20 protein-coding genes are annotated in these 25101 nt (G+C 63.6%); 10 read left to right on the forward strand and 10 right to left on the reverse strand.

Going from position 1 to position 25101, the window contains the following annotated elements:
- Window positions 1–114 precede the first annotated feature (114 nt).
- Window positions 115–600, forward strand: a complete 486-nt coding sequence (locus tag AACW87_RS03345; protein ID WP_043556093.1) for a GNAT family N-acetyltransferase — start codon at window positions 115–117, stop codon at window positions 598–600.
- Window positions 597–1454 carry an AraC family transcriptional regulator gene (locus AACW87_RS03350; protein WP_241326564.1) on the forward strand — a complete coding sequence of 286 codons (858 nt, stop codon included), beginning with the start codon at window positions 597–599 and terminating at the stop codon, window positions 1452–1454. The genes AACW87_RS03345 and AACW87_RS03350 overlap by 4 nt, the downstream gene beginning before the upstream one ends.
- Window positions 1455–1569: 115 nt before the next feature.
- On the opposite strand, the gene AACW87_RS03355 is transcribed toward AACW87_RS03350, so the two are convergent.
- Both AACW87_RS03355 and AACW87_RS03360 read right to left on the reverse strand, forming a co-directional pair.
- Window positions 1570–2469 (reverse strand): DMT family transporter, encoded by a 900-nt coding sequence (locus AACW87_RS03355; RefSeq protein WP_043141489.1) that lies wholly within the window; start codon window positions 2467–2469, stop codon window positions 1570–1572.
- A gap of 622 nt (window positions 2470–3091) precedes the next feature.
- A complete protein-coding gene (locus AACW87_RS03360; RefSeq protein ID WP_043141487.1) occupies window positions 3092–3532 on the reverse strand; it encodes a DUF2214 family protein in 441 nt (146 codons plus the stop codon).
- A 109-nt stretch (window positions 3533–3641) separates the two neighbouring features.
- Between AACW87_RS03360 and AACW87_RS03365 the strand changes: the two genes are divergently transcribed.
- Window positions 3642–5252, forward strand: a complete 1611-nt coding sequence (locus tag AACW87_RS03365; protein WP_241326565.1) for a sensor domain-containing diguanylate cyclase — start codon at window positions 3642–3644, stop codon at window positions 5250–5252.
- 15 nt (window positions 5253–5267) lie between these two features.
- Here the strand turns inward: AACW87_RS03365 and AACW87_RS03370 are convergent, their stop codons facing one another.
- The 6 genes from AACW87_RS03370 to AACW87_RS03395 all read right to left on the reverse strand — a co-directional run bounded on the left by AACW87_RS03370 (window position 5268) and on the right by AACW87_RS03395 (window position 10563).
- Window positions 5268–5927, reverse strand: a complete 660-nt coding sequence (locus AACW87_RS03370; RefSeq protein WP_098981703.1) for an HAD family hydrolase — start codon at window positions 5925–5927, stop codon at window positions 5268–5270.
- Window positions 5928–5992: 65 nt separating this feature from the next.
- Window positions 5993–7000, reverse strand: coding sequence for an ABC transporter ATP-binding protein (locus AACW87_RS03375; protein ID WP_043556044.1), 1008 nt, complete (start codon window positions 6998–7000; stop codon window positions 5993–5995).
- 5 nt (window positions 7001–7005) lie between these two features.
- Window positions 7006–7782, reverse strand: coding sequence for an ABC transporter permease (locus tag AACW87_RS03380; protein WP_241326566.1), 777 nt, complete (start codon window positions 7780–7782; stop codon window positions 7006–7008).
- Window positions 7775–8674 (reverse strand): ABC transporter permease, encoded by a 900-nt coding sequence (locus AACW87_RS03385; RefSeq protein ID WP_241326567.1) that lies wholly within the window; start codon window positions 8672–8674, stop codon window positions 7775–7777. Before AACW87_RS03385 ends, AACW87_RS03380 begins: the two co-directional genes overlap by 8 nt.
- Window positions 8674–9507 (reverse strand): alkaline phosphatase family protein, encoded by an 834-nt coding sequence (locus AACW87_RS03390; RefSeq protein ID WP_241326568.1) that lies wholly within the window; start codon window positions 9505–9507, stop codon window positions 8674–8676. Before AACW87_RS03390 ends, AACW87_RS03385 begins: the two co-directional genes overlap by 1 nt.
- A gap of 9 nt (window positions 9508–9516) precedes the next feature.
- Window positions 9517–10563, reverse strand: a complete 1047-nt coding sequence (locus AACW87_RS03395; protein ID WP_043141471.1) for an ABC transporter substrate-binding protein — start codon at window positions 10561–10563, stop codon at window positions 9517–9519.
- A 183-nt stretch (window positions 10564–10746) separates the two neighbouring features.
- Between AACW87_RS03395 and AACW87_RS03400 the strand changes: the two genes are divergently transcribed.
- Window positions 10747–11565: a UTRA domain-containing protein gene (locus tag AACW87_RS03400; RefSeq protein ID WP_241326569.1), complete on the forward strand. Its 819-nt coding sequence runs from the start codon at window positions 10747–10749 to the stop codon at window positions 11563–11565.
- A gap of 138 nt (window positions 11566–11703) precedes the next feature.
- Here the strand turns inward: AACW87_RS03400 and AACW87_RS03405 are convergent, their stop codons facing one another.
- Window positions 11704–12468, reverse strand: coding sequence for a helix-turn-helix domain-containing protein (locus tag AACW87_RS03405; protein WP_043556049.1), 765 nt, complete (start codon window positions 12466–12468; stop codon window positions 11704–11706).
- Window positions 12469–12906: 438 nt separating this feature from the next.
- Entirely contained in the window at window positions 12907–13821 is a 915-nt protein-coding gene (locus tag AACW87_RS03410) for a LysR family transcriptional regulator (protein ID WP_043556051.1), read from the reverse strand.
- A gap of 257 nt (window positions 13822–14078) precedes the next feature.
- On the opposite strand from AACW87_RS03410, the gene AACW87_RS03415 reads away from it, so the two are divergent.
- From AACW87_RS03415 to recD, 6 genes are all read left to right on the forward strand, one after another.
- Window positions 14079–14411, forward strand: coding sequence for a hypothetical protein (locus AACW87_RS03415; RefSeq protein WP_103472893.1), 333 nt, complete (start codon window positions 14079–14081; stop codon window positions 14409–14411).
- A 30-nt stretch (window positions 14412–14441) separates the two neighbouring features.
- Entirely contained in the window at window positions 14442–15128 is a 687-nt protein-coding gene (locus AACW87_RS03420; protein WP_043141459.1) for a pirin family protein, read from the forward strand.
- Between the two features lie 40 nt (window positions 15129–15168).
- Window positions 15169–15561, forward strand: a complete 393-nt coding sequence (locus AACW87_RS03425; RefSeq protein WP_043141457.1) for a DoxX family protein — start codon at window positions 15169–15171, stop codon at window positions 15559–15561.
- A gap of 231 nt (window positions 15562–15792) precedes the next feature.
- Complete coding sequence (recC, locus tag AACW87_RS03430; protein WP_241326570.1) at window positions 15793–19185, forward strand: exodeoxyribonuclease V subunit gamma; 3393 nt, start codon at window positions 15793–15795, stop codon at window positions 19183–19185.
- Entirely contained in the window at window positions 19185–22823 is a 3639-nt protein-coding gene (recB, locus tag AACW87_RS03435) for an exodeoxyribonuclease V subunit beta (protein ID WP_241326571.1), read from the forward strand. The genes recC and recB overlap by 1 nt, the downstream gene beginning before the upstream one ends.
- Window positions 22820–24928 carry an exodeoxyribonuclease V subunit alpha gene (recD, locus tag AACW87_RS03440; protein WP_241326572.1) on the forward strand — a complete coding sequence of 703 codons (2109 nt, stop codon included), beginning with the start codon at window positions 22820–22822 and terminating at the stop codon, window positions 24926–24928. The genes recB and recD overlap by 4 nt, the downstream gene beginning before the upstream one ends.
- Window positions 24929–25101 lie beyond the last annotated feature (173 nt).

A 25101-nucleotide genomic window follows, 5' to 3' on the forward strand; every position in this document is an offset into this window, starting at 1 on the left:
CGGAACCAATGGGCCTTCCCTCGCCCTTTGATAGGCATCACAAATGGGTGGGGCTGGGGGGATGACCGGACCCTTCTGATGCTGCATGATGAGGTTTTTGAGAAGGAGCCTTAGATGCAGATCACCATTCGTCACGCCGAACCGGCCGATGCTCCCGCCTTGCGGGATCTCTATGCCATGCCCAACGCCCAGGCGGGCACCCTGCAACTGCCGTATCCGACCTTGAGCGTCTGGCAGAAGCGGTTGGAGAACGGCAGCGTGGTGGCGCTGGTGGCCGAGGTCGACGGCCTGCTGGTGGGCCAGCTCTCGCTGCATATCGAGCCCAATCCCAGGCGCAAACACGTGGCCTGCATCGGCATGGGGGTGCGTGATGACTGGGCCGGCAAGGGTATCGGCTCGGCCCTGTTGGGGGCCGCGCTGGAGATGGCCGACAACTGGCTCAACCTGCAACGTGTCGAGCTCACCGTTTATACCGACAATCCGGGGGCGCAGGCGCTCTATCGCAAGTTCGGCTTCGTCGAAGAGGGGCTGGCCCGCGGCTTCGCTTTTCGGCAGGGTGAATACGTGGATGCCCTCTACATGGCGAGGATCCGGCCATGATCGACTACCGCCGCCGGCTCATCCCTGTGCTGCGGGCGCTGGAGCGAGATCCTGATCTTTCCATCGAGGCGCTGGCGGATCGGGCCTGCCTCTCCCTCTACCATTTTCACCGGGTGTTCACCGCAGTGGCGGGCGAGGCGCCGGGGGAGATGTGTCGGCGCTTGCGCATGCAGCGGGCGGCCTGGCAGCTCTGCTACACGGACGCCAGCATCACCGCCATCGCGCTGGGGGCGGGCCTTGCCAGCTCCCAGGCGTTCGCCAAGGCGTTTCGCCGCCATTACGGTTGCACCCCTGGTGAGTTTCGCCGCGACAAGCGCAAGAATGGACACCTGGAGAGCAAGGATGGACACGCATGGGAAGGTTCGTCCCCTTATGCTGAAGGCCACTCATCAGCAAGGAGCAACACCATGAAAACTGTCGAGATGGACGCCCGTACCCTGGCCTATATCCGGGTCACAGGCCCCTATGGCGAGGGGTATGATGCCGTCTGCGGCCGCCTGTACCAGTGGGCGGCCACCCGCGGACTCGAGCAGGGGGAGTGGATCTTCATCTACCACGACAACCCTGAGGTGACGCCACCGGCCCAGTGCCGCACCGATATCGGCGTCACTGTACCTGCCCAGACCCGGGGCGAGGGGGAGGTGGAAACCCAGCTCATTCCCGCCGGGCGTTATGCCCAGTCCCGCTACCTCATCACGGATCGCAGCCAGTACGGGCCGCGCTGGCAGGAGCATGTCGGCGACATAGTGGCGGCCGGACTGGAATTTGGCAGCGGCCCCTGTTTCGAGCTCTACCACAGCGTGAGCAACGATCCCCTGCGCGACGATGTCAGCTTCTGCTCCAGCGTGCGTTAGGCATGTGGCCACAAGTGGCAATAAAACGAGGCGCCCGTGGGCGCCTCGTTTCATGTGAGATGGGTGACGCCGTCTCGACACAGTCGCACCCGTGAGAGCAAGATGTCCGCCCGCATCAAGGCTGGCTCGGCACCTTGTCCCGACGCGACTTCCACCACCAGCGCAGGCGGATCTGGGAGATCAACATGCCTGCCAGCATCAGGGCGCAGCCCACCATGGCGCGTTCATCCAGGGTCTCGCCGAGCAGCAGCACACCGCCGATGGCGGCGAAGACTGTCTCCAGGCTGAGGATGATGGCGGCGTGGGCCGGATGGGCGCCGCGCTGCCCCACCACCTGCAGCGTGTAGCCGATACCGACCGAGACCAGACCGGCATAGAGCAGCGCCTGCCAGCCCGCCACGGCGCCGCTCATGGTCGGTGTCTCCATGGTGAAGGCAACCCCCAGGCTGAGCAGGCCGCACACCAGGAACTGGACGCCGGCCAGGCGGATCGGCGCGACCCGGCTCGAGTAGTGATCCAGCACCAGCAGATGAATGGCCCAGAACAGGGCGCCGATCACCTGCAACAGGTCGCCGTAGCCTATGGTGAACTCCTCGGTCACGCTCAGGTAATAGAGTCCGGCCATGGCGATGAGGGCGCCGACCCAGGTGTTGGCCCCGGTCTTGTGACGCAGGGCCAGGCCGATGACGGGCACCAGTATGATGTAGAGGCCTGTGATGAAGCCCGCCTTGGCGGCCGTGGTATAGAGCAGCCCCACCTGCTGCAGGGAGGCGGCGCTGAACAGCACGACACCGGCGAGCAGGCCCCCGGTCAGCAGCAGGCGGCGATCACCGGACTGACCGGTGGGTTGGCGTGACTTGAGCCACCACAGCAGCGGCAGCAGGGAGGCGGCACCGAGCAGAAAGCGCAGGCCGTTGAAGGTATAAGGCCCCATGTGATCCATCCCCAGCCGCTGGGCGACGAAGCCCAGCCCCCAGATGGCTGCGGCCATCAGTAACATCATGTTCGAACGCATACGAATTCATCCCTGAAAAGGTGGCGGGCAGGCGCCCGTCCGCAAAGCTCCAGCCACCAAGATAACCGTGCTCGGGGGGATTTGTCTTTAACGCTCGCGAGTTTAGTCCGCAGGAGGGGCAGCGAGGGGAAAAGGGTGGCAGCCGCAAAATGGCCGAGCAGGGGCCGGATTGATCCGTATGGCTGCTGAATAAGCGTCGCCTTCAGCTGCTGGCAAGTCTGGCCAGCAGGGGGAGCAGGGGGAGCAGCAAGTGCCCTGCTACCCAGGCTCAGGATCAGCCGTTATTGCGGTTTTATGGCGGCTGCTTTCAGCTGTTGGCGAGTTTGGCCAGCAGGGGGATCAGGGTGAGCAGCAAGAGCCTTGCTGCCCAGGCTAAGGATCAGCCGTTATTGAGGTTTCATGGCGGCTGCTTTCAGCTGTTGGCGAGTCTGGCCAGCAGGGGGATGAGGGTGAGCAGCAAGTGCCTTGCTGCCCAGGCTCAGGATCAGCCGTTATTGCGGTTTCATGGCGGCTGCCTTCAGCTACTGGCGAGTCTGGCCAGCAGGGGGATCAGGGTGAGCAGCAAGAGCCTTGCTGCCCAGGCTCAGGATCAGCCGTTATTGAGGTTTCATGGCGGCTGCCTTCAGCTGTTGGCGAGTCTGGCCAGAAGGGGAATGAGGGCGAGCAGCAAGAGGTTGCCGCGCAGGATCCAGATCACCCAGAACTGCTGCTGGATGGAGACCATGGGGGCCCGACCCTGGCGAAGGGAGCGGCGCCAGCGATAGAAGAGGCGGCTGGGGTAGCCAAAGCTGATGGCCATCACGAAGAACAGCAGCAGCTTGGTGCGATAGCCTGGGTTGGCGAGCAGCACGGCGGGCTCGTCGGGGTGGGCGAGCACCTGCAACACCCCCGTGATGAAGATGAGCAGCAGGGCCAGCGCCGCCAGGCCGTCGGCCAGCAGCAGCTTGCGCACCTGTTCGATGGACATGCCGCGCCGGAACAGAAAATACTCTGAGGTGATGGCCCCGGTCAGGGTGATCACGGCGCAATAGTGCAGCGCCATCAGCAGATCCGGGTTCAACATCCGTGTCGATTACCTCTTGTTGAGCACATAACCAGCTTCCTTTTGGACGCCATCCCGTGGTGCTGATATTCTGACACTACATCATGTTTGACGGTAGCAGGAGTCCGGGTTGGATAAGCGTGTTGTCTCCAAGAAAACCTGGTCCCTGGTTGCCCGGATGCGGCTGGGCTTGCTGCTGCTGTTCATTCCCGTGCTGATGCTGGGCGGCATCTACTATCTGCACATGGAACGCAGCCTGCAAAACGAGTTGCAGCAGCGTCTGCTCGCCACCAATCACCAGTTGCGTCACGTCTTCATCGAGCCCTATCTCCAGGAGATGGAACGGCAGTTTACGCTTATCTACGACCAAGTGAAGGTGGAAGATATCAGCGGCCCCCGCCTGTACAATATCGAGACCTATCTGAAGGAGTGGCGGCTCTACAAGGGGGTGATGGCCGATCTCATCTACATCTATGTCGGCACGGCCGAGCGCCAGATGCTGATCTATCCCAAGTGGGAGGCGGATGCCAACTTCGATCCCAGGGTGCGCCCCTGGTACCTGCTGGCCAGCCAGCATCTGGGCAAGATAGTCTGGACCGAGCCCTACTACGACTACACCAATGGCAACCTGGTGATCGCCCTGGCGCGGGCCCTGACCGATACCAGCGGCAAGGTGCGGGGGGTGTTTGCGGTCGATGCCATCCTGGCGCCCTTCTCGGCCCAGCTGAACCGCCAGGCTGACAACGGGTACCAGATGATAGTCAACCAGTCCGGCAAGGTGCTGGTGCACCCGGATCCCGCCCAGTTGCTCAAGCCCATGACCCATCCCCAGTGGCTCTCCCGCTTCAAGCAGGGGGATGGCATCTTCCTGGACAAGGCCTCCCAGCTGTTCGTGGCCTACAGCAAGTTGCCTGAACGCAACTGGGTGCTCATCAGCGTGCAACCGGCGGCCAGCGTCCAGGCCGCGATCGACAGGGTCTCCCTCAATGTGCTGCTGATGGTGGCGCTGGCCTGCGTGCTCTACTTCGTGCTGGCACTGGTGTGGTCCCGCTATTTCCGCCGCATGCTCGACGAGATCTCCTCCATGATCCGGGCCAGCCGGACCCAACCCGATGACGTGCCCCAAGGCGGGATGCGTGAGCTCAAGGACGTCTACGCCGAGCTGGCCGAGGTGGGCAAGGATTATCACGAGGCGCGCCAGCAGGCCCATCTGGACAAGCTGACCGGCCTCTACAACCGCCGCTTCTTCGACGAACGCCTGACCAGGCTGTTGCTCGAACACCAGCCTTTCTGCCTGGCCATGGTCGATCTCGATGACTTCAAGCGGGTCAACGACAACTATGGCCACCAGACCGGGGATGTTGTTCTCAAGCGGGTGTCCAAGCTGGCCATGCGGCTACTGGGGGATCATGGCTGGGTCTGCCGTTACGGCGGGGAGGAGCTGGTGGTGCTGATGGTCAACCCGGATACCCACTTCTGCCTGATGCTGATGGAGCAGTTTCGCAAGGGGGTGGAGTCACTGGACTGGCGCGAGCCTGGCCTCAGACTCACCTTGAGTGGCGGGCTGGTGGCCAGCCATGAGGTGACGCACGGCCAGACGCTGCTGGAGGTGGCCGATGCCGAGGTCTATCGTGCCAAGCGCGATGGCAAGAACCGCATCTACCTGGGCAAGCCGCAGGAACTGGTGGCCGGAGAGGGGAGCTTGCCAAAAGGCAGCCTGTTGAGCAACGAAGAGGCCTGAGGGCCTCTTCTTCATTCAGCCGACCAACTGCCAGTCCAGGGTGGGCCAGGCCTGCTCGACGGCGACCTGACGCAGGCCGGGAGCCGGATTGACCGCATGGGGATGGGTCACGGCCCGCAGCAGTGGCAGGTCGTTGTGGGAGTCGCTGTAACCGTGGCTCTCCTGCCAGAGGTTGTCGTTCCCGGCGAAGAGCTGGTTGATGCGGGCCACCTTGCCTTCCCGAAAGCTGAGAGTGCCGCGAGTCTGGCCGGTCAGCATGCCCTCTTCCTCATCCAGCAGTATGGCGACGCAGTGATCCATCCCCAGCATCTGCGCCATGGGGGCCACCAGATGCTCGCCGGAGGCGGAGATCAGTACCAGCTCGTCACCGCGCTCCCTGTGCCACTCGATGCGCGCCAACCCTTCCGGGTAGATGCGCGCCCGCAGCACCTGCTCGGCGAAGTGCTGGCACTGCTGGCCGAGCCACTGGCGCGACTTGCCCGCCAGCGGCCGCAGGGTGAAGGCCATGTACTGATGCATGTCCATCTTGCCCTGATGGTAGAGGGACATCATGGCCTGCTCCTCGGCAATCATGTCCGCCGGGGCCAGCTCCTGGGCCACCATGTACTCCAGCCAGAGGCTGGCGGAATCCCCGGCAATCAGGGTCTCATCCAGATCAAACAGTGCCAGTGCCATGACGGCTCCTTGGGTTGGTGGCCGGCACCTTGATGCCGGCGGAAAACAGAATGGGATACATGGCCTTATGCTACCTCACACAGCTGATCCCGGGCCACCGCCAGAGTGACACTTGTGCCTGCCGGCAGCAGATCCCGGGCCGAGCGGTTGAGGCAGTCCACCGTCAAGAGCCCCGCCTCGCACGCCACCTGATAGCGGATGACGTTGCCGAGCAGCTGCTGCTGGCGAACTATGCCGGGCAGGCTGGGCTCGCTACTGGTCGCCCCTGCGGGCAGCAGTGTGATGGACTCCGGCCTCAGCGCCAGCTTGCCTTGAAAACGGGGGCCGAACAGGGACTTGCCCTGCTCTGCGTTCAGCAGGTTGTAGTTGCCGATAAAGCTCGCCACAAACTCGCTGGCGGGGCGGGTGTAGATCTGCTCAGGCGTGCCGCTCTGGACTATGGATCCCTTGTTCATCAGGAAGATCCGGTCCGACATGGTCAGCGCTTCTTCCTGATCGTGGGTGACGAAGATGGTGGTGAGCTCGAGGCGCTGCTGGATCTCGCGGATCTGCAAGCGCAGGCTGCGGCGGATGCGGGCATCGAGGGCCGAGAGCGGCTCGTCGAGCAACAGGATCCTTGGCCGCACCACCAGGGCGCGGGCCAGGGCGACCCGCTGGCGCTGGCCACCGGAGAGTTCGCTCGGATAGCGGCGCTCTAAGCCATCCAGCTCCACCAGACTCAAGGCCTCCTGCACGCTGGCCGCCAGCTCCCGTCCCGGCTGGGGCTTCATCTTGAGGCCGAAGGCCACGTTGTCCCACACCGTCATGTTGGGGAAGAGGGCATAGCTCTGGAACACCATGCCGATACCGCGCTTCTGGGGTGCCTGCCAGGTGATCTCTTCACCGGCCACCCGCACCTGACCGCCATCGACCGGGGTCAGCCCGGCCAGCGCCCGCAACAGGGTGGATTTGCCGCAGCCTGAGGGGCCGAGCAGGGTCACCAGCTCCCCCTTGCGGATGCCGAACTCTATCCCCTCGAACACCTTGGTCTCGCCGTAGGATTTGTGCAGTTGGGTTACTTCTAGATGGAACATATGGATCACCGATGGAATCTGTTTGCCGCCCAGGTGAGCAGCAGGGTCAGCAGGAAGTAGCTCATCACCAAGGCGCTGGTGAAGTGGCCCGAGGTGGCGCGCATGTTGTAGAGGTAGACCTGCAGTGTCTCGTAACGGGTGCCCACCAGCATGTTGGCAAACACGAACTCCCCGAGCAGGAAGGAGAGCGACAGAAACAGCGCCGCCAGCAGCCCCTTGCGCAGGCAGGGGATCACCACCAGCGCGAAGGCGCGGGCACTGCTGGCCCCCAGCAGGTGGGTGGCATCCATCAGATCTTTCAGCGGTACACCCTGCAGGCTGTTGGCCAGCGCCCGGTACATGAAGGGCAGCACGACTGTGAACCAGGTGCCGATCAGGATCCAGGGCGTGCCGACTATGGGTAGCGGACCGTCGGCGTAGATCTGCAGCAGCCCCACAGAGGAGACCACGGGCGGCACCGCGAAGGGGAGCAGGATCAGCAGGTTCATCCAGGGATCCAGCCTGGGGAAGTAGTAGGCCACCACCAGCACGGTCGGCACCAGCACTAGCGTGCCCAGCAGCAGGGTGGCGAAACAGACCAGCAGGCTGCGGCCAAACGCCGCAAGAAAGCGCGGGTCGCCCCACAGCTGCAGATACCAGTCGAGGGTGAAGCCGTCCGGCAGCAGGGTCGCCCCCCAGCGGGTGGAGATCGAATAGAGAAAGGTGGCCAGCAGCGGCAGCAGCAGGGTGGCGACCAGCGCCCCCAGCACCCACCTTGGCCAGCGGGGTGTCAGGTCATGCATGGGATTGCCCCTTGTTCACATAGCTCTTCTTCAGCAGCCACTGGTTGGCGGCCGTCACCACTCCCAGCAGCACCATCAGGATCACCGCCAGCGCCGCCGCCAGATTGGGCTCGAGGAAGATGTCGCCTGAGACCAGGCTGGCCACGCGTATGGTCACCAGGTTGAAGTTGCCCGTGGTGAGGGCGTAGGCGGAGGCATAGGCCCCCACCGCGTTGGCAAACAGGATGATGAGGGTGCCGAGCAGGGCGGGAGTGAGCACAGGCAGCGCCACGTGCCACACGTACTGTCTCTTGCTGGCGCCCAGCAGGGCGGCGGCCTGGGGCCAGTCATCCTGCAGCGCATCGAACGCCGGATAGAGCAGCAGCAAGGCAAGCGGGATCTGGAAATAGGTGTAGATGAGGATGAGGCCCGACCCCGAGTAGAGGTTGAAGCCGTCGATCCAGCCCCAGGATTTGAGCAGCAGGGTGACGGCGCCGTTGATGCCGAGAATGATGATGAAGGCGAACGCCAGGGGCACGCCGCTGAAGTTGCTGGTCATGGTGACAAAGGCCAGCAGCAGCCGCTTCACCCGCTCGCCGCTGTGGCGCAGCGCAGCGGCGCCCAGAGTGCCGATGACAAGCCCCGCCAAGCTGGCGATGCCGGCGATGCGCAGCGAGTTGGTGAAGGATTGCAGGTAGAAGGGGGAGCCCAAAATTTCCCGGTAATGGTCGATGCCCCAGCCATCCGGGGTCTGGAAGCTGCCCACCAGCACCCACCCCATGGGGGCGAGCTGGAACAACATCATCAGCAGGATGAAGGGGAGCAGCACCAGGGCGGGCAGCCAGTGGCGGCGGGCTCCGTGCAGGATCTTCACGGGTTGATCCGCCGCGGTCCTCGTGGTGGCAGGCATCATCAGTGCACCTCGCGCATAAAGGCCGCCTTGAGCAGCTGTGGTGCGGCTGGCTTGTCGTGGGGAATGCCCAGCAAGTCGGCCATCAGGGCGCAGAGCTGGGTCTGGGCGATCGTCGCGCCCTCCGGCCACTGGGCCACAAAGGCATCGCCAAACAGCCAGAGCGGCACGCTGCGCTCTTCTGGCAAGGTGCCGCCGTGGCTGAGATCCTCGTTCATGCCGTGATCCGAGGTGATCACCACCTGATACCCTTCTGCCAGCCACTGGGGCAGCAAATCGGCCAGCAGGCTGTCCATGCGGCGCGCCTGGTTGCGGTACTGGCGGGAATCCAGGCCAAACTTGTGGCCCGCATCGTCCACTCCCATGGGGTGGATCAGCAGAAAATCGGGATCATATTGGGTTCGCAGCCACTCGCCATCCATCAGCAGATGGCTGTCGGGGTAGTTGTCATTCCAGTAGAAGCAGCCGTGCTGGATCGGCAGCTGCTCGTCATGGGTGTAACGATCCCGCAGCGCCAGCCAGGGGCTGCGGTTGTAGAGTTCGCTTACCCAGTGATAGGCGGCGGCGGCGGTGCTTTTGCCCGCGGCCCGGGCGAGATGGAAGATGGAGTCGTGCTGGCTCAGGCGACTCACCCCGTTGTGGGTGATGCCGCTGGTTACTGGCGGTACGCCGGTCAGGATGCACTCGTAGAGGGGCCGGGAGAGGGAGGGCAGGGCGCAGCTCAGGGTTGTATACAGGCCGCGCTCTGCCTCCACCATGCCTGTGAGGTAGCCCATGGTGTGGGCTACCTCGGCAGACAGGCCATCCACAAGTACCACTATCACCTTGTGTTGCACTGGCACTCCTTACTGCATGTTGATCATGACGGTTTCCTGCCACTGGCGCGGCAGGGCCTTGGAGCTCTGCTCCCAGGCGGCATGGTCGCTGACCGGCTTGGCGTTGGCGTACTGCTCGGCCGGCAGCAGCTTGGCTTTCACATCGTCCGGCAGCACCACGTTGCTGCGGATGGGGCGGGCGTAGCCACGGGCCAGGTTGATCTGACCGGCATCGGAGAGGATGTATTCCCGCGCCAGCTTGGCGGCGTTGGGGTTCTTGGCCCACTTGTTGATGATGGTGGTGTAGCCGGCGATGACGGAGCCGTCGCTCGGGATCACCACATCAAACTTCTTGGGGTCTATCTTGTCGCGGTAGTTCAGCGCGTTGAAGTCCCACAGCACGCCCACTTCCACCTCGCCCTTCTCGATATTGGCGATGGAGGGGTCGTTCAGCGACAGGCGACCCTGCTTGGCCAGCTGGCCGAACAATTCCAAGGCGGGCTTGAGATTCTTCTCGCTGCCGCCGGTGGCATAGGCCGCCGCCAGCACGCCGTTGTTGGCCTGGGAGGCCACGCCCACGTCACCCAGAGTCACCTTGTAGTCGCCGCCCAGCAGGGATTGCCAGCTGGTGGGGGCGGCCTTGACCAGATCCTTGTTGATCAGGAAGGCGATGGTGCCGGTATAGGCCAGCATCCAGTGGCCGTCCGCATCCTTGGCCCAGTTCGGAATATCGGCCCAGGTGGAGGGCTTGTAGGGCTGGGTGACCCCCTGCTTGACCGCGACCGGGCCGAAGGCGCCGCCCACGTCGCCGATGTCGGCGGTGGCGTTGGCCTTCTCGGCGGCGAACTTGGCGATCTCCTGGGCCGAGCTCATGTCGGTATCCTGATGCTTGATGCCGTAGATGTTGCCCAGCTGCTGCCAGGTGTCCTTCCAGTTGGCCCAGCTGTCGGGCATGCCAATGCTGCTGAGCTGGCCTTCACCGCGGGCGGCTTTCTCAAGATCCGCGATGTTCTCGGCGGCAAACAGTGGCTGACTGATGGCCACCAGGGCCAGTGCACTTGCGATCACGCTTTTCATCATCCCATCCCTCTGGACTAGGTCAGTTAAGGTTCGAGAGGGATGCTAGAGGGGAAATATGACGGTGGCGGGGCGCTTTGATGGCAGTTTGATGACAATCGCCCTGTCACGGCACTGTCATCCACAGCGGTTACAACTCAGGGCCGACAGCCGCTGGTCTACTCCAGACGGACGCAAACCGGAATGACCGACAGGGATGTGACAGTGACAGAGCGATTGAGCGAACAGGGGGTGGCCGCTGGCCGCAGCCCCTCCAAGTGTGAACAGATTTGCCAGACTCTGCGCCGCTATATCGGCAGCGGCCAGCTGGGGGCGGGGCAACAGCTGCCCGCCGAACGGGCCTTGAGCGAGCGTTTCGCCACCACCCGCATCACCATCAAGGAGGCGCTCTCCAGCCTGGAAGCGGACGGCCTCATCTACCGGGCCGAGCGGCGCGGCTGGTTTGTGGCGCCGCCCCGGCTCACCTACGACCCCGCCATCCACACCCATTTTCACCAGTGGATCGGCGAGCAGCAGCGCATTGCCGAGACCCGGGTGCTGGCCCACGGCAGCGCCCTGGCCAGCAGCGAGCTGTGCCGCTGGATGGGGCTGGATCCCTTCACCCCGCTCTACGAGATCCGCCGCCAGCGGTTGATCGACGGTCGACCCGTGCTCCACGTCAGCCACCACCTGCTGGCCAGCCGCTTCCCCGATATCGCCAGCGCGCCGCTGGCCAGCTCACTCACCGAGCTCTATCAGCAGCACTATGGCATAGGCCAGGGCGGTGCCAGCCTGGAGATCACCCCCTCGGCGGCACGGGGCACCATAGCCCGCGCCCTCAATCTGGCGGAAGGGAGCGCAGTGCTGAGGCTGGTGCGGGTCAACTATGACGAGCGAGGGGGGCTGGTGGATTGCGATATCGAGCACTGGCGGCCGGATGCCATACGAATTCATCTCGACACCCGGGCGCTGTCGCATGCATTCAGCCCCTCAAAATGTCCCCATATGGCGGAGTCACAATGAATCAGCGCGCACTGGCGGGCACAGTGGCGACAGGTATCTGTCGGGGGACGCGGGCGCTGCGGCCGATGGCTGCAAGCCGATCTGAATTGCCGCTTTCGAGCTGACCACAGCAGACGGATCCCGCAGGATCCGCCGGGATCAGTTGTCGATATTGGGGATCAGGTCATCGAAGCTCTGGTAGCCGCAGTCCGCCAGCTGCAGCGACATTGTGTAGGTCTTGCTGCCCTCGCGCTGGCCGATGGCGGGGCGGTTGAGCTTGAGCTCCTGGTGCCAGTACTCCTTCATCCGCTCGATCAGCGCCATGGCCTCGCTCTCGCCCAGATGGAGCTGGCACAGCGCCATGTAGTTGTTGGACTTGTGCATGTTCTCCACCAGATAGTCCCCCAGCACGGACATGGCTTGGCGCGCCTGCTGGCGGGCGAAGCGGCTGTGCTGCTCGAAGCTGATGCGCTCGCTGATGAGGAAGTGGTAGCTGTTGTCTATGCCGAGCTGCAGGATGCCGAGCTTCTCCAGCTTGCGCAGGTAGAGGTAGCAGGAGGCGTCTGTCAGGCCGTACTCCCGCTTGAGATCGATCAGCGTCTTGTCGCGCCAGAAGATGTTGGCGAGAAAGGCGTAGAGCCCCGGCTCCTTATGGAATGCCTCGTCCTGCTCCTGGGTGAAGACGGCGCGGCGGCTCTGGGCATCCTGGGTGCGGTCCAGCAGCTCCTCGAACGAGAGCCCCACCAGGTGGCAGATTTCCAGCAGGGTATCGAACGGCAGGGAGGGTTTGTTCATCATCCGCTTGACGGTGGCGATGGAGACCCCCATGGCTTCTGCCAGGGTCTGATAGCGGATCCCCTTGTCGGTCAGGGTCTTCTTCAGGGTGTCGAGAATATTGTTGGCCAGGGTCTGGCTGTAGGTCATGCAACTATTCCTTTATCTGCATCTTTATGTTGTGTCAGAAACTGGGTTCTTTTTTAGTTATGGGCTCAGATACTGACACTTAAAAAAACCAGAGGAAATAAACCCGTCGTAATCGGTTGAAATGGCCAGACCAGTCAAGGGTGAAGGTTGCAGATAGTGATACTCTGCGGTGCATATCCTTCAACCATTCAACATTTTGCTGGTGGCGCATAAAACATCGCGCATAATTCAAAACGAATCGGATTCAAGACCTTCCTGGTTGAGAAATCGATTGTTTGCTTCCAATTTAAGGGTTTTTTAAACCGCAAGGTTTTTATTCTTTCCTGGCATTGAGCGGAACTCGCAAGAGGTCCGCTTTTTTCTTTTCCCCGAATTTGCGCCCGCCGTCAAGCGGAGGCGATCGCCGCCTCCATCCGTCATGGCTAAGGCTTCCCGGCTTCACTCCCCCTTGCAGGGAAACAGCTTGGGGATCTCCCGCACCAGCCAGCTCTTGGCCTTGCCCATGGTATCGCGCCGCCAGGCCAGTACGACCTGGATCTGGTGACGATACTCGGGGCTGATCACCTTGAGGCGGCCCGCCTTGATGTCCTCCTCTATCCAGCTCAGCGGCATGGTGCCGACGCCTATCCCCGCCAGCAGGGCATCGCGTTTCTCCGCCATGGTGCTGACGGTGAGGCGCGGCTGCTTGTCGAGCAGGCGATAGGTGAGCACCGGCTTGCGCAGCGCAGAGTCCGCCACCGCGATGGCGCGGTAGCGGCGCAGCGTCTCGTCCGCCAGGGGCTCGGGCTCCTGGTGCAGCGGGTGATCCGGGTGGGCGACGTAGAGCATCACCTCCTCCTGCAGCGCCTGATGCTTGATGCCGGTCAGCATGATGTCGGGGTTGAGGGAGGAGATGAGCAGGTCGGCCCGGCCATCTTCCAGACACTCCCAGCTGCCCGCCAGCACCTCGGCGCGAAACCTGAGCCGGGTATCCGTCAGCTCGGCCAGCCTTTCGACCAGGGGATAGAGCGCCTGCAGCGGCACCAGGGCATCGACGGCTATGGTGATGTCTGTCTCCCAGCCACGGGCCAGTGCCCGGGTCTCGCCCACCAGATGCTCGGCCGCCTCCAGCAGCACCCGGCCCCGCTCCAGCAGCATGCGGCCGGCCGGGGTGAACTTGGTTCTGTGGCCGCTGCGGTCGAACAGCATGGCGTCCAGCTCGTCTTCCAGCTTCTGTACCGTGTAGCTCAGCGCCGAGGGGACCTTGCCCAGCTCGTCTGCGGCCGCCGCGAAGCTGCCACGGCGATCGATGGCGTCCAGCACCCGTATGGCTTCCAGGGTCAGCGCCCGTTCCTTGTTCGATTCCTTGGCCATTTCATACCTTCAATTTTTTTGAACATGTTTGCCAGTTTATCTCGCTAACAACTTAGGCCAAGTGTCTTTAATATTCAATCAACGCTTAGGCAGGAAGGCCAAGCGGCCAAATAAACAGTAGTTCCGGGCTGGGGCATCACAAAGAGTGATGTCTGATGTCGGTAAAAGAACAACACACTATTTGAATAACCTCTTGCATGGATGCATTGATTCTGGCCGAACAGGCCTTGGCAATGACATAAAAACCAAGAGAGTGAATGAACATGAAAAACGTAATCAAGATGCTGGCCGTTGCAGGCCTGATGACAGCCGGTTTTGCTCAGGCTTCCGTCCCCGCTGACCTCAATGCCGCCCCAGGCGTGCTGTTCGTCAACTGGCACGCGAGTGCCGCGGTGGAAGGCAAGGCCAACCCCATGCTGGAAGTGCGTGACGAGTCTGGCGACCTGGTTGCCTCCGTGCATGCCAACCTGATGGGCAGCCAGCAGGTACAGATCCCGAGCCGCACCCAGGGCAACCTGACCGTGAGCCTGGGTGAGCAGAGCAGCGACTACCGGATTCCGTTCGGCATCGGTAGCGGCAAGCAGCGTTAATCAACCGTATCGGTACGTGAGGAGCACACCATGATGAAATTGAGAGCCGCAGAAGCGCGCGGCAAGGCCAACTTCGGCTGGCTGGATGCGCGCCACAGCTTTTCCTTCGGGCACTACTACGACCCGGACTGGATGGGGCATTCGGTGCTGCGGGTCATCAATCAGGATCTGGTGGCACCGGGTGGCGGATTCGCCACTCACCCTCACGCCAACATGGAGATCCTGACCTGCGTGCTGCAAGGCACCATAGAGCACAAGGACAGCCTCGGCCACGCCGAGCAGATCCCGGCAGGGGATTTCCAGCTGATGAGCGCAGGGTCCGGCATCCGGCACAGCGAGTACAACCCCTCGCAGACCGAGCCGCTCTCCCTGTTGCAAATCTGGATCGAGCCGAACGAACACGGCACGACCCCCGGTTATCAGCAGAAGAAGATTGAAGCCAACCCGGGATTGACGCTGGTGGCGTCACCGGATGGCGAAGCGGGATCCTTCAGGATCCGCCAACAGGCCCGCGTATGGCGGTTGCAGCTTGAACCCGGTGAGAGTCTCGCCTGGGCGCTGGCCGGCCGACACGGTTACCTGCAGATGATTTCAGGGGAGCTGACCGCCAACGGTCTGGCTGCCCGACCCGGCGACGGGGTACTCAGTCGTGATGAACCCAAATGGGATCTGGTGGCAATGAGTGCCAGCCAAGCCCTGTTATTTGACCTACCCTGAAGCAGTCAGCGGTGATTTGACATACAACGAGGAGTTTGAAATGGACAAGATGAAAGATGTGGCACTGCTGGTGGGTCGCGTACTGCTGGCACTGATGTTTGTGATTGCAGGCTGGGGCAAGATCGGCGGCTATGCCGGTACCCAGGGTTACATGGAAGCCATGGGCGTGCCCGGATTCATTCTGCCGCTGGTGATACTGCTGGAGCTGGGTGGTGGCCTCGCCATCATGCTGGGTCTGTTCAGCCGCAGCATCTCTGTGCTGATGGCCGGTTTCACCCTGATGGCCGCCTTTATTTTCCACTATCAGCCTGCGGATCAGATGCAGATGCTGATGTTCATGAAGAACGTCTCCGTGGCCGGTGGTTTCCTGGCCCTGGCGGCGGCCGGTGCAGGGGCCTTCAGTCTGGATGCCCGCCTCGGCAAGAACTGGTAATACCTGGATAGTGAGAGTTTTCCAACGCCTTTTGGCCGGTGCAGCAGCACCGGCTTTTTTATGCCCGCCATTGACCCTTTCCCGCCCCGCATGATGGCGACGTGATCTGCGGCAACAAGCGCCTTTTGCATCTTACCCCCCGATCCCCGACAATCCCATTTCGTGTGAAGTGACGGGAATGACTCACCTTTTCTCGCACCCACCCCTCATTTGAATTGGCGGGAGTCGTCCATGTTTACCCTCTACCACTCCAATCAGCTGGATCTGCTCAAGGAGCTGCTGGTGAGCCGCATCCGGCAGGCTCCTCTCTCTCACCCCTTCGATCGGGAGCAGATCCTGGTACAGAGTCCGGGCATGGCCCAGTGGCTCAAGCTGGAACTGGCCAAGGCCTTCGGCATCGCCGCCAATATCGACTTCCCGCTGCCTGCCAGTTTCATCTGGGATATGTTCACCCGGGTGCTGGCGGACGTGCCGCGCCAGAGCCCCTACAACAAGGGCGCCATGAGCTGGCAACTTATGACCATTTTGCCCGCCCTGCTGGGCAGGCCCGCCTTCGCACCGCTCGCCGCCTATCTGGGGGGCGGGGATGACGAGGATCCTGTGCAGGATCCCGAACAGGTGCGACTGTGGCAGCTCTGTCAGAAGGTGGCGGATCTGTTCGACCAGTATCTGGTCTACCGGTCGGACTGGATCGCCCGCTGGGAACAGGGGGAAGGATTGGGGTTGGAGCTGGCCGGGGTGAGCGGGCAGGACTGGCAGCCTGAGCTATGGCGCGAGCTGGTGGCCCGCACGTTGGCGCTCTCTCCGAGCGGCTACCACAGAGCCAACCTCTACGAGGAGTTTATCCACGAGTTGCAACGCACCGCCGATCTGCCGGGCAAGCTGCCGCAGCGGGTGTTCGTGTTCGGCATCTCGGCGCTGCCGCCGCGCTATGTGGAGGCCCTGCTGGCCCTCGGCAGCCGACCCGAGGTGGAGGTGCACCTGTTCGTCACCAACCCCTGCCGCTACTACTGGGGGGATCTGCTGGACAGGAAAACCCTGGCGCGCCTCGAGAACAAGCTCAAACCAGGTACAGATCTCGAGACCCTGCAGGGCCCCGCCAACCCGCTGCTCGCCTCCATGGGCAAGCTGGGGCGCGACTACCTGCATCAGCTGATGGAGCTGGAGGTGCCGCAAATCGAGGCTTTCGTCGATATCGACGAGCTGGATGCCAGGGGCAATGTCAGCCTGCTGCGCGCCATCCAGAAGGATGTGCTGGAGCTGGCCGAACGGGGGGCGGGGCAGTTCGATCTCGACAGCAGCCACCACAAGAGCCCGATCGATCCGGCGGATGGATCCTTGCAGATCCACGCCTGTCACGGCCCGATGCGGGAACTCGAGGTGCTGCACGATCGCCTGTTGGCGCTGTTCGAGCAGGACCCGTCCCTCAACCCGAAAGATGTTGTGGTGATGATGCCGGACGTGAACAGCTACGGCCCCTACATTCAGGCGGTGTTCGGGGCGCGCGGCCAGATCCCCTTCGCGGTATCGGATCGGGCGGCGAGTCAGGAGAGCCCGCTGCTGCAAAGCTTCCTCGCCTTGCTCAAGCTGCCCAACGCCCGCTTAGGCGCGGGCGAGCTGCTCGCCATTCTCGAGGTGCCCGCCGTGCTGCGTCGCTTCGAGCTGGATGACGACGAGTTCAACCAGCTGAGGGTCTGGGTGCAGGAGACCGGTATCCGCTGGGGGCTGGACGATGGCTATCCCGCCCGTTTCGATCTGCCGCCCATGTCCGGCAACAGCTGGCTGTTCGGCCTGCGCCGCATGCTGCTCGGTTTTGCCATGGGGGATGGCGAGCCGGTGGCGGGCATCCTGCCCTGTGCCGACAGTATGGGGGGGCAGCAGGGGCCCTTGGCCAGCATATTGCCCTATGCAGAGATCGAGGGTCAGCAGGGGCTGGCGCTCGGCAAGCTCGCCTGGTTCGTCGACTCGCTGGCCGAATTCCTGCCCCGGCTGCAACAGGCGCAGCCGCTGGCACAGTGGAACGCCTGCCTGCTGGCGCTGCTGGAGCGCTTCTATCTGGCCGACGAGGAGGAAGAGCGTCAGCTCCAGCTTATTCGCAGCCAGCTGGCCGACTGGCAGACCCAGCTCGGCGAGGCTCGCTTCGATCAGCCCATCTCGGCCTCCCTGCTGCAGGATTACCTCGGCAGCGTGCTGGGGGAGTCCCGCTCCAGCCAGCGCTTCCTCGCCGGTCAGGTCAACTTCTGCACCCTGATGCCGATGCGCTCCATCCCCTTCAAACAGGTTTGCCTGCTCGGCATGAACGACGGCGTCTACCCGCGCACTTTGGCCCCCATGGGCTTCGATCTGATGGCGGTGGCTGGGCGGCGCGGGGATCGCTCCCGCCGGGATGACGACCGCTACCTCTTCCTCGAGGCGCTGCTGAGCGCCCAGCAGGGGCTCTATATCAGCTATCAGGGCTTCAGCGCCCAGGACAACAGCGACAAGGTGCCATCCGTCTTGCTGGCCGAGCTGATCGACTATGTGCGTCAGGGTTTCGTGCTGGCGGGGGATGAGAACCTCGACGATGAAACCTCCGGCAAGCGACTGCTCAGGCACCTGATGGTGCCGCACCCGCTCACCCCCTACAGCCGCAACTACTTCCATCCCGAGCCGGGGTCGCGGCTGTTCACCTATGCCGCCGACTGGCTGCCCGCCCTCAATCCGGTGCGCGGCGCCGCCAACTTCCAGAGCGGCGAGCTGCCGCTGCCTCCCGAATGGGGCAAGGAGCAGGGGCTGGAGCTGGCCGAGTTGCTGCGCTTCTATCGTCAACCCACCAAGTATTTCCTCAACCGCCGCCTCAAGGTGTGGTTCGAGTTGAACGAAGCCAACATAGAGGACAGCGAGCCGTTCGAGCTGGACGGTCTGCAAAATTATCAGCTTAAAGACCTGCTGCTCGGTGCTCACTTGGCTGAGGGTGATAGTGCGGTGCGCCGCGAGCGGTTGCAGCTCACCGGCCTGCTGCCGCAAGGCTGGTTCGGCAGCCTGCTGCTGGACGATCTGGATGCCGAGATGGGCAAGCTGGCGGAGCGTCTGCGCCCCTGGGTCAGTGAAAAACAGGCGGTGGAGATAGATATCTCGCTGGCACAGGGCCAGCTGCAGGGGTGGATCGACACTCAGAAGGGACGCTTGCTGGTGGTGAAACCCGGCAGCTTCAACGGCAAGGATCTGCTGCTTGGCTGGATCCAGCACCTCTGCCTCTGCCTGAGCAGTGCCCCCGGCGACACCCTGCTGTTCGATGCCAAGCAGAGCCTGCGACTGCCCAAGCTCTCGGCCGACGAGGCGCGCCCCAAACTGGCGGCCCTGGTGGCGCTCTGGGCCCAGGGGATGAAGCGGCCGCTGCCCTTCTTCCCCAACACCGCCTGGGATTGGCTCAAGGCGATGGAGAAGGATCCGGACAAGCCGGAGGCAGCCGACAAGGCGGCCCTCACTCGCTTCAACGGCGGCTATATGGTCAATGGCGAAGGGGAGGACGTTTATGTCGCCCGCTGCTTCCCCGAACTGGATGAGGCCGTGCTGGCCCAGCTACAGGCGCTGGCCCGCGAACACCTGACCCCGCTGCACCAGGCCCTGGAGGAGTTGCAATAATGGCCAACCCGCTCAATACGCTGCGTTTTCCCCTCCACGGTGAACGACTGATCGAGGCCTCCGCCGGCACCGGCAAGACCTACACCATAGCCGGCCTCTACCTGCGCCTGCTGCTGGGCCACGGCCCGATTATTGAACAAGACAGTGGCGAAGAGGGGGCCGATGCCGGTCAACCCAGCGCCCACGAGCGGCCGCTGTCGGTGACCGAAATCCTGGTGGTGACCTTTACCGAAGCGGCCACCGCCGAGCTGCGGGGACGGATCCGCGCCCGCATCCACGAGGCGCGCCTCGCCTTTATGCGTGGTGAGAGCAAGGATGTCCTGCTGACCCAGTTGCTGGAAGAGGTGGAGGATCACGAGCTGGCAGCCCGCCGCCTGCTGGCTGCCGAGCGGCAGATGGACGAAGCAGCGGTCTTTACCATCCACGGTTTCTGCCAGCGGATGCTCAAGCAAAATGCCTTCGAGTCGGGCGCCCTCTTCGAGACCGAATTTCTCACCGACGACAGCCAGCTCAGGCTGCAGGCGGTGAGCGACTACTGGCGATCCGAGTTCTATCCGGTGGATAAAACCCTCGCCAGCGCCGTGCGCGACCTCTGGCCGAGCCCCGCCGCCCTGCTGCGGGAGATGAACGGCTGGCTCGACAACAGCGAGCTGGAGATCCACCCGGCATTGGGGGACGAGACCCTCGCCGCCCGCCATCAGGCGGCCATGGCCCGCATTGAGGCGGTGAAGAGTGAATGGCTGGCGCAGATGGACGAGATCCGCCGCCAGACGGATGGGCAAGTAAGCCGCTACACCGGCAAGAACTACGAAGGGTGGCTTGCCAAGATAGCCGACTGGGCACAGGACGAGGGCAGCGGTTACGCCATTCCCAAGGAGCTGGAGCGCTTCGGCCAGACGGTACTGGAGGAGAACCTCAAGAAGGGGGGGGCAATGCCGACCCTGCCGTTGTTTAGCCAGATCGATGAGTTGCTGGCGAGCCGCCCCGGTATTCGGGATCTGATCCTGCAACGGGCGGCCAAGGTGGTGCGCAGCCGGATGCAGGCCAGCAAGCGTCAGGCTCATCAGCTCTCGTTCGATGACCTGCTGAAAGATCTCGACGGGGCGCTCGGCTCCAGCCTGGGCGAGCGGCTCTGCGAGCGCATTCGCGCCACCTACCGGGTGGCGATGATCGATGAATTTCAGGATACCGACCCCCAGCAGTACCGCATCTTCCATCGCCTCTATGGTTCACAAGAGAGTGGCGGCCACCAAGACACGGCGCTGTTGATGATCGGTGACCCCAAGCAGGCCATCTACGGCTTTCGCGGCGCCGACATCTTTACCTACATTCAGGCGCGGCGAAATGTGAGCGCCCACTACACCCTCGGGCGCAACTGGCGCTCCAGCAGTGCGCTGGTGGGGGCGGTCAACGGCCTGTTCGAGCGGGCGAAAGATCCCTTTATATACGAAGCGGATATCCCCTTCCTGCCGGTGGAGGCACAGGGCAAGAGCAAGGCGCTGCTGCTCGATGGCGCTACCGCCCCCGTGCTCCACTGCTGGCAGCTGACCGGCCAGCCCACCTTCAATCGGGGGGATTACCAGAGCAAGATGGCCCGCGCCACCGCCGCCGAGATCCACCGCCTGCTGACCCTGGCCCGTGAGGGCAAGGCAAAGATAGGTGACAAGGCAGTGAAGGCCGGGGATATCGCCGTGCTGGTGCGTACCGGCGCCGAGGGCAAGCTGGTGCAGCAGGAGCTGGCGCGCCTTGCCATCGCCTCCGTCTATCTGTCGAATCGCGAGAGCGTGCTGGAGCAGGTGGAGGCGCGGGAGATACTGCTGATTCTGCACGCCTGCCAGAACCCGAGCGAAGAGCGCAGCCTGCGGGCGGCGCTGGCGACCGGGCTGTTTGATCTGGATGCCAAGGCGCTCGATGGGCTGGCCAGCGACGAGCGGGCGTGGGAGAGCGCGGTGCAGGAGTTTATGGAGTACCGCAAGATCTGGCACCGCCGCGGCGTGCTGGCCATGTTGCGGGCCCTGCTGCACAAGCGCAATCTCGCCTCCTCCCTGCTGGCGAGCCCCTATGGCGAGCGGCGGCTGACCAACTTTCTCCATCTTGGCGAGCTGCTGCAACAGGTGAGCAGCGAGCTGGACGGGGAGTACGCCCTGCTGCGCTGGCTGGGGGAGGCGGTGAGCCGCCCCAACGGGCAGGATGCGGAGCAGGTACTGCGCCTCGAATCCGAGCGCAAGCTGGTGCAGATAGTCACCATCCACAAATCCAAGGGGCTGGAGTATCCATTGGTGTTCCTGCCCTTCATCTGCAGCCACAGAACCGCCGAGACCCCGCTCTATCACGAGGCGGACGAGGCGGGCAATCGCACCATTCTCGATCTCACCGGCGCCGAGGGATCCTTGGCCGAGGCCGACCGCGAGCGCCTTGCCGAAGACTTGCGGCTGCTCTATGTGGCGCTGACCCGGGGCGTCTACGCCACCTGGCTGGGGCTGGCGCCGGTGCGGGCGGGGGCAGGCAAGTCGGAGAAGACCGACCTGCACCACACCGCCATCGGCTACCTGCTGCAAAAGGGCGAAGAGGGGGATGCACAGACGCTGGCGACCGCCCTCACCGAGCTGGCGCAGGCGCTGCCCGGGGTGGTGGTCTGTGAGCCCTCGCTCACCCGTCCGGCCCCGCTGCCGCCAGAGGAGGAGCAGCTGGGCGAGCCGCAGGTGCGCCATTTTAGCGGCTCCCTTGAGCGGGACTGGTGGATCAGCTCCTACTCCGGGCTGGCGGCGCAGGGTCACGGCCACAGCAAGGGGGTCTTGGCCAATCCCGGCTTCGATGACGAGGTGGTGACCGAGGCGGCCGCATTGGCTTCCGAGCAACCGGAGGAGGCGCCCCAGCCCTCCATCTTCACTTTCCCGAAAGGGGCGCGCCCCGGTACCCTGCTGCACAGCCTGTTCGAGACCATCGATTTTCAAAGTGCCGCTGGCGAGTCGCTGACAGAGCATATCGCCACTCTGCTGACGCAGGACGGTTTTGACGAGAGCTGGGCCCAAGTGCTGCAACAGCAGGTGGAGGCGGTGCTCGATACCCCGCTGGATACCGGCTTTGGCGAGCCGGTGCGACTGCGGGATCTGGCGCCCGAGCGCAAACAGGTGGAGCTGGAGTTCTTCCTGCCCATGGGGCGGGTGACGGCACCGGCGCTGACCGCGCTCTGCCAGCAGCACGACCCGCTATCGCGGGGCAACAAGCCGCTGAGCTTTGCCACAGTGCAGGGGATGCTCAAAGGCTTTATCGATCTGGTGTTCGAGTGGCAGGGGCGCTGGTATCTGCTCGACTACAAATCAAACCATCTCGGCATGAGCCCCGCCGATTACAGCCGTCCGGCGCTGGAGCGGGCCATGTGTGATCATCGCTACGACCTGCAATACCAGCTCTACTCGCTGGCGCTGCACCGGCTGCTCACCCTGCGCCTGCCGGGCTACGACTTCGAGCAGCACTTTGGCGGCGTCTTCTATCTGTTCCTGCGCGGCATGCCGCAGGGGGGCATTTTCCATACCCGCCCGAGCCGTGAACTGGTGTCGGGGCTGGATCGGTTGTTTAGCGCAGGCAGTGAGCTGCCAGCAGCGGGATCCCAAGCATTGAACGAGGTAGAGGCATGAGCGACACCATGATCAGCACGGCGACCAGCGCCATCATGATCGAACGGTTGAAAGCACTGGCGCTGGCGGGGCGTATCCGCCAGCTGGATCTGCAATTTGCCAAGCTGGTGGCCGACCTGGGCGGCAGCCCCGAGCTGGTGCTGGGGGCGGCACTCGCCTGCTTCGAGCTGGGGCGCGGCCATGTCTGTCTGCCGCTGGAGATGCTGGCAGCAGGATCCTTGCGACCGTTCGGGCTGGATCCCCAGCAGAGCCGGGATCTGCTGCTGGATCTGGCGGATCCTGCCCGCTGGCCCGCCCTGTTTGCGGCAAGCCCCCTGGTTGGCACCGAGCAGGATGACGGGGTCACCCCGCGCTGGCCGCTGCGGCTGTGGCACGGGCGACTCTACCTCACCCGTTATCACGATTTTGAGCTGGGGGTGGCCCGCCACCTTCGAGCCTTAAGTGAACGCGCCGAATGGCCGGAGATAGCCCCGGCCCTGTCGCGGCTGTTTGCCCGCGACTACGGGCTGGTGTTCGGGGCGCTGCTCAAAGTCCGCCTAGCCCCCGACTTCTCGGCCCGCCACTTTATCGAGAAGTATCTCGACCTGGTGTTCCCGAGCGAAGTGGATTGGCCCGCCATCGAAGGGCTGTTGGCCAGCGCCCAGGCGGCGAGCGATCTTGGTAAGCTGGATGCGCTGGTGCCCGAAGCGCTCTGCTGCAACGGCCAGAAGCTGGCGGCAGCCACTGCGGCGGCGCGCCCCTTTGCGGTGATCTCCGGCGGCCCCGGCACCGGCAAGACCACGACTGTGGCCAAACTGCTCGCCATTCTGGTGGAGACCGGCCTGCAAGCGAGCAAGGCCCCGGCGATCCGGCTGGTGGCCCCCACCGGCAAGGCGGCGGCGCGCCTCACCGAGAGTATCGGCTCTGCCCTGCAGGCCCTCGATCTGCCCCCCGAATGGGTCGAAGCCATTCCCACCGAGGCGGGCACCCTGCACCGGTTGCTCGGGGTCATTCCGGGGCGCAGCCAGTTCCGCCACCACGCAGGCAACCCGCTGCACCTCGACCTGCTGGTGGTGGATGAGGCCTCCATGGTCGATTTGCCGATGATGGCGCGCCTGCTCGATGCGCTGCCCAGCCACGCCCGCCTGATCCTGCTCGGCGACAAGGATCAGCTCGCCTCGGTGGAGGCGGGGGCCGTGCTCGGCGATATCTGCAGCTTTATCGAACAGGGGATCAGCCCCGCGCAGGCGGATTGGCTCTCCCGCCAGACCGGCTACCGCTTGCAGGGCACGCCCGCAGGGGCACCGGTGCGCGACAGCCTCTGTTTGCTGGCCAAGAGCTGGCGCTTTGATCAGCACTCCGGCATCGGCCAGCTGGCGCGCGCCTGCAACAGCGGCGATGCCACGGCGGTGGAATCGGTCTGGGGCATGGGCTTTATGGATATCAGCCTGCACCTCTGGGCCGGGGAAGCCTACGACGCCCTGATTGCCCAGGGGGTGGCCGGTTACGGCAGCTATCTGAAGGCGGCCCGTGCGGGGGAAGCGCCCGCCGCCGTGTTCAAGGCATTCAACAGCTTCCAGATCCTCTGCGCCCTGCGGGGCGGCCCGTTTGGCGTCGAGGGGCTAAACGAGCGCCTCGAACTGGCCCTGTCACGGGCCGGGCTGATTGCCCGCGATGGCGACTGGTATGCCGGTCGCCCTGTGATGGTGGTGCGCAACGATCACGGGGTCGGCCTCTACAACGGCGATATGGGGCTCTGCCTGCCCGATGAAAGTGGCCGCTTGAAGGTATGGTTTGAGCAGCCGGACGGCACCCTGCGGGCGCTTTTGCCCAGCCGTCTGCCGCCCCACGAGACCGTCTACGCCATGACCATCCACAAATCCCAGGGCTCGGAGTTTGCCCATACCGTACTGGTGCTGCCCGACAGCCCCAGCCCCTTGCTGACTCGCGAGCTGGTCTACACCGGCATCACCCGCGCCAAGGCGCGGCTCGATCTCTACGGCGATCGCGCCCTGCTGGCACAAGCGGTACGGAAAAAGACCGAGCGTTATTCCGGATTGGCGGAGAGGTTGGGCACAGAGGTTGGGGGAGTGAAGATGGAAAAAATGAGGCTGAAGCCCACATAGATTTACCCCATACCCCATGAGCACATCGAGCACACTGAGCACGCCGAGCACAGTGAGCACAGCGAGCACAGGAATGGTCACTAACTCATTGATTTAAAATGGCACCGTTGCCATCTAATTTTCAACTCAAAAATGAGTTGAGTTGGAGCTAACGTTCTCGGTTATGGTTGCAA

Origin of the sequence: Aeromonas sp. MR7 (assembly GCF_963899385.1) — a bacterium.
GTDB classification, from domain to species: domain Bacteria; phylum Pseudomonadota; class Gammaproteobacteria; order Enterobacterales; family Aeromonadaceae; genus Aeromonas; species Aeromonas bestiarum.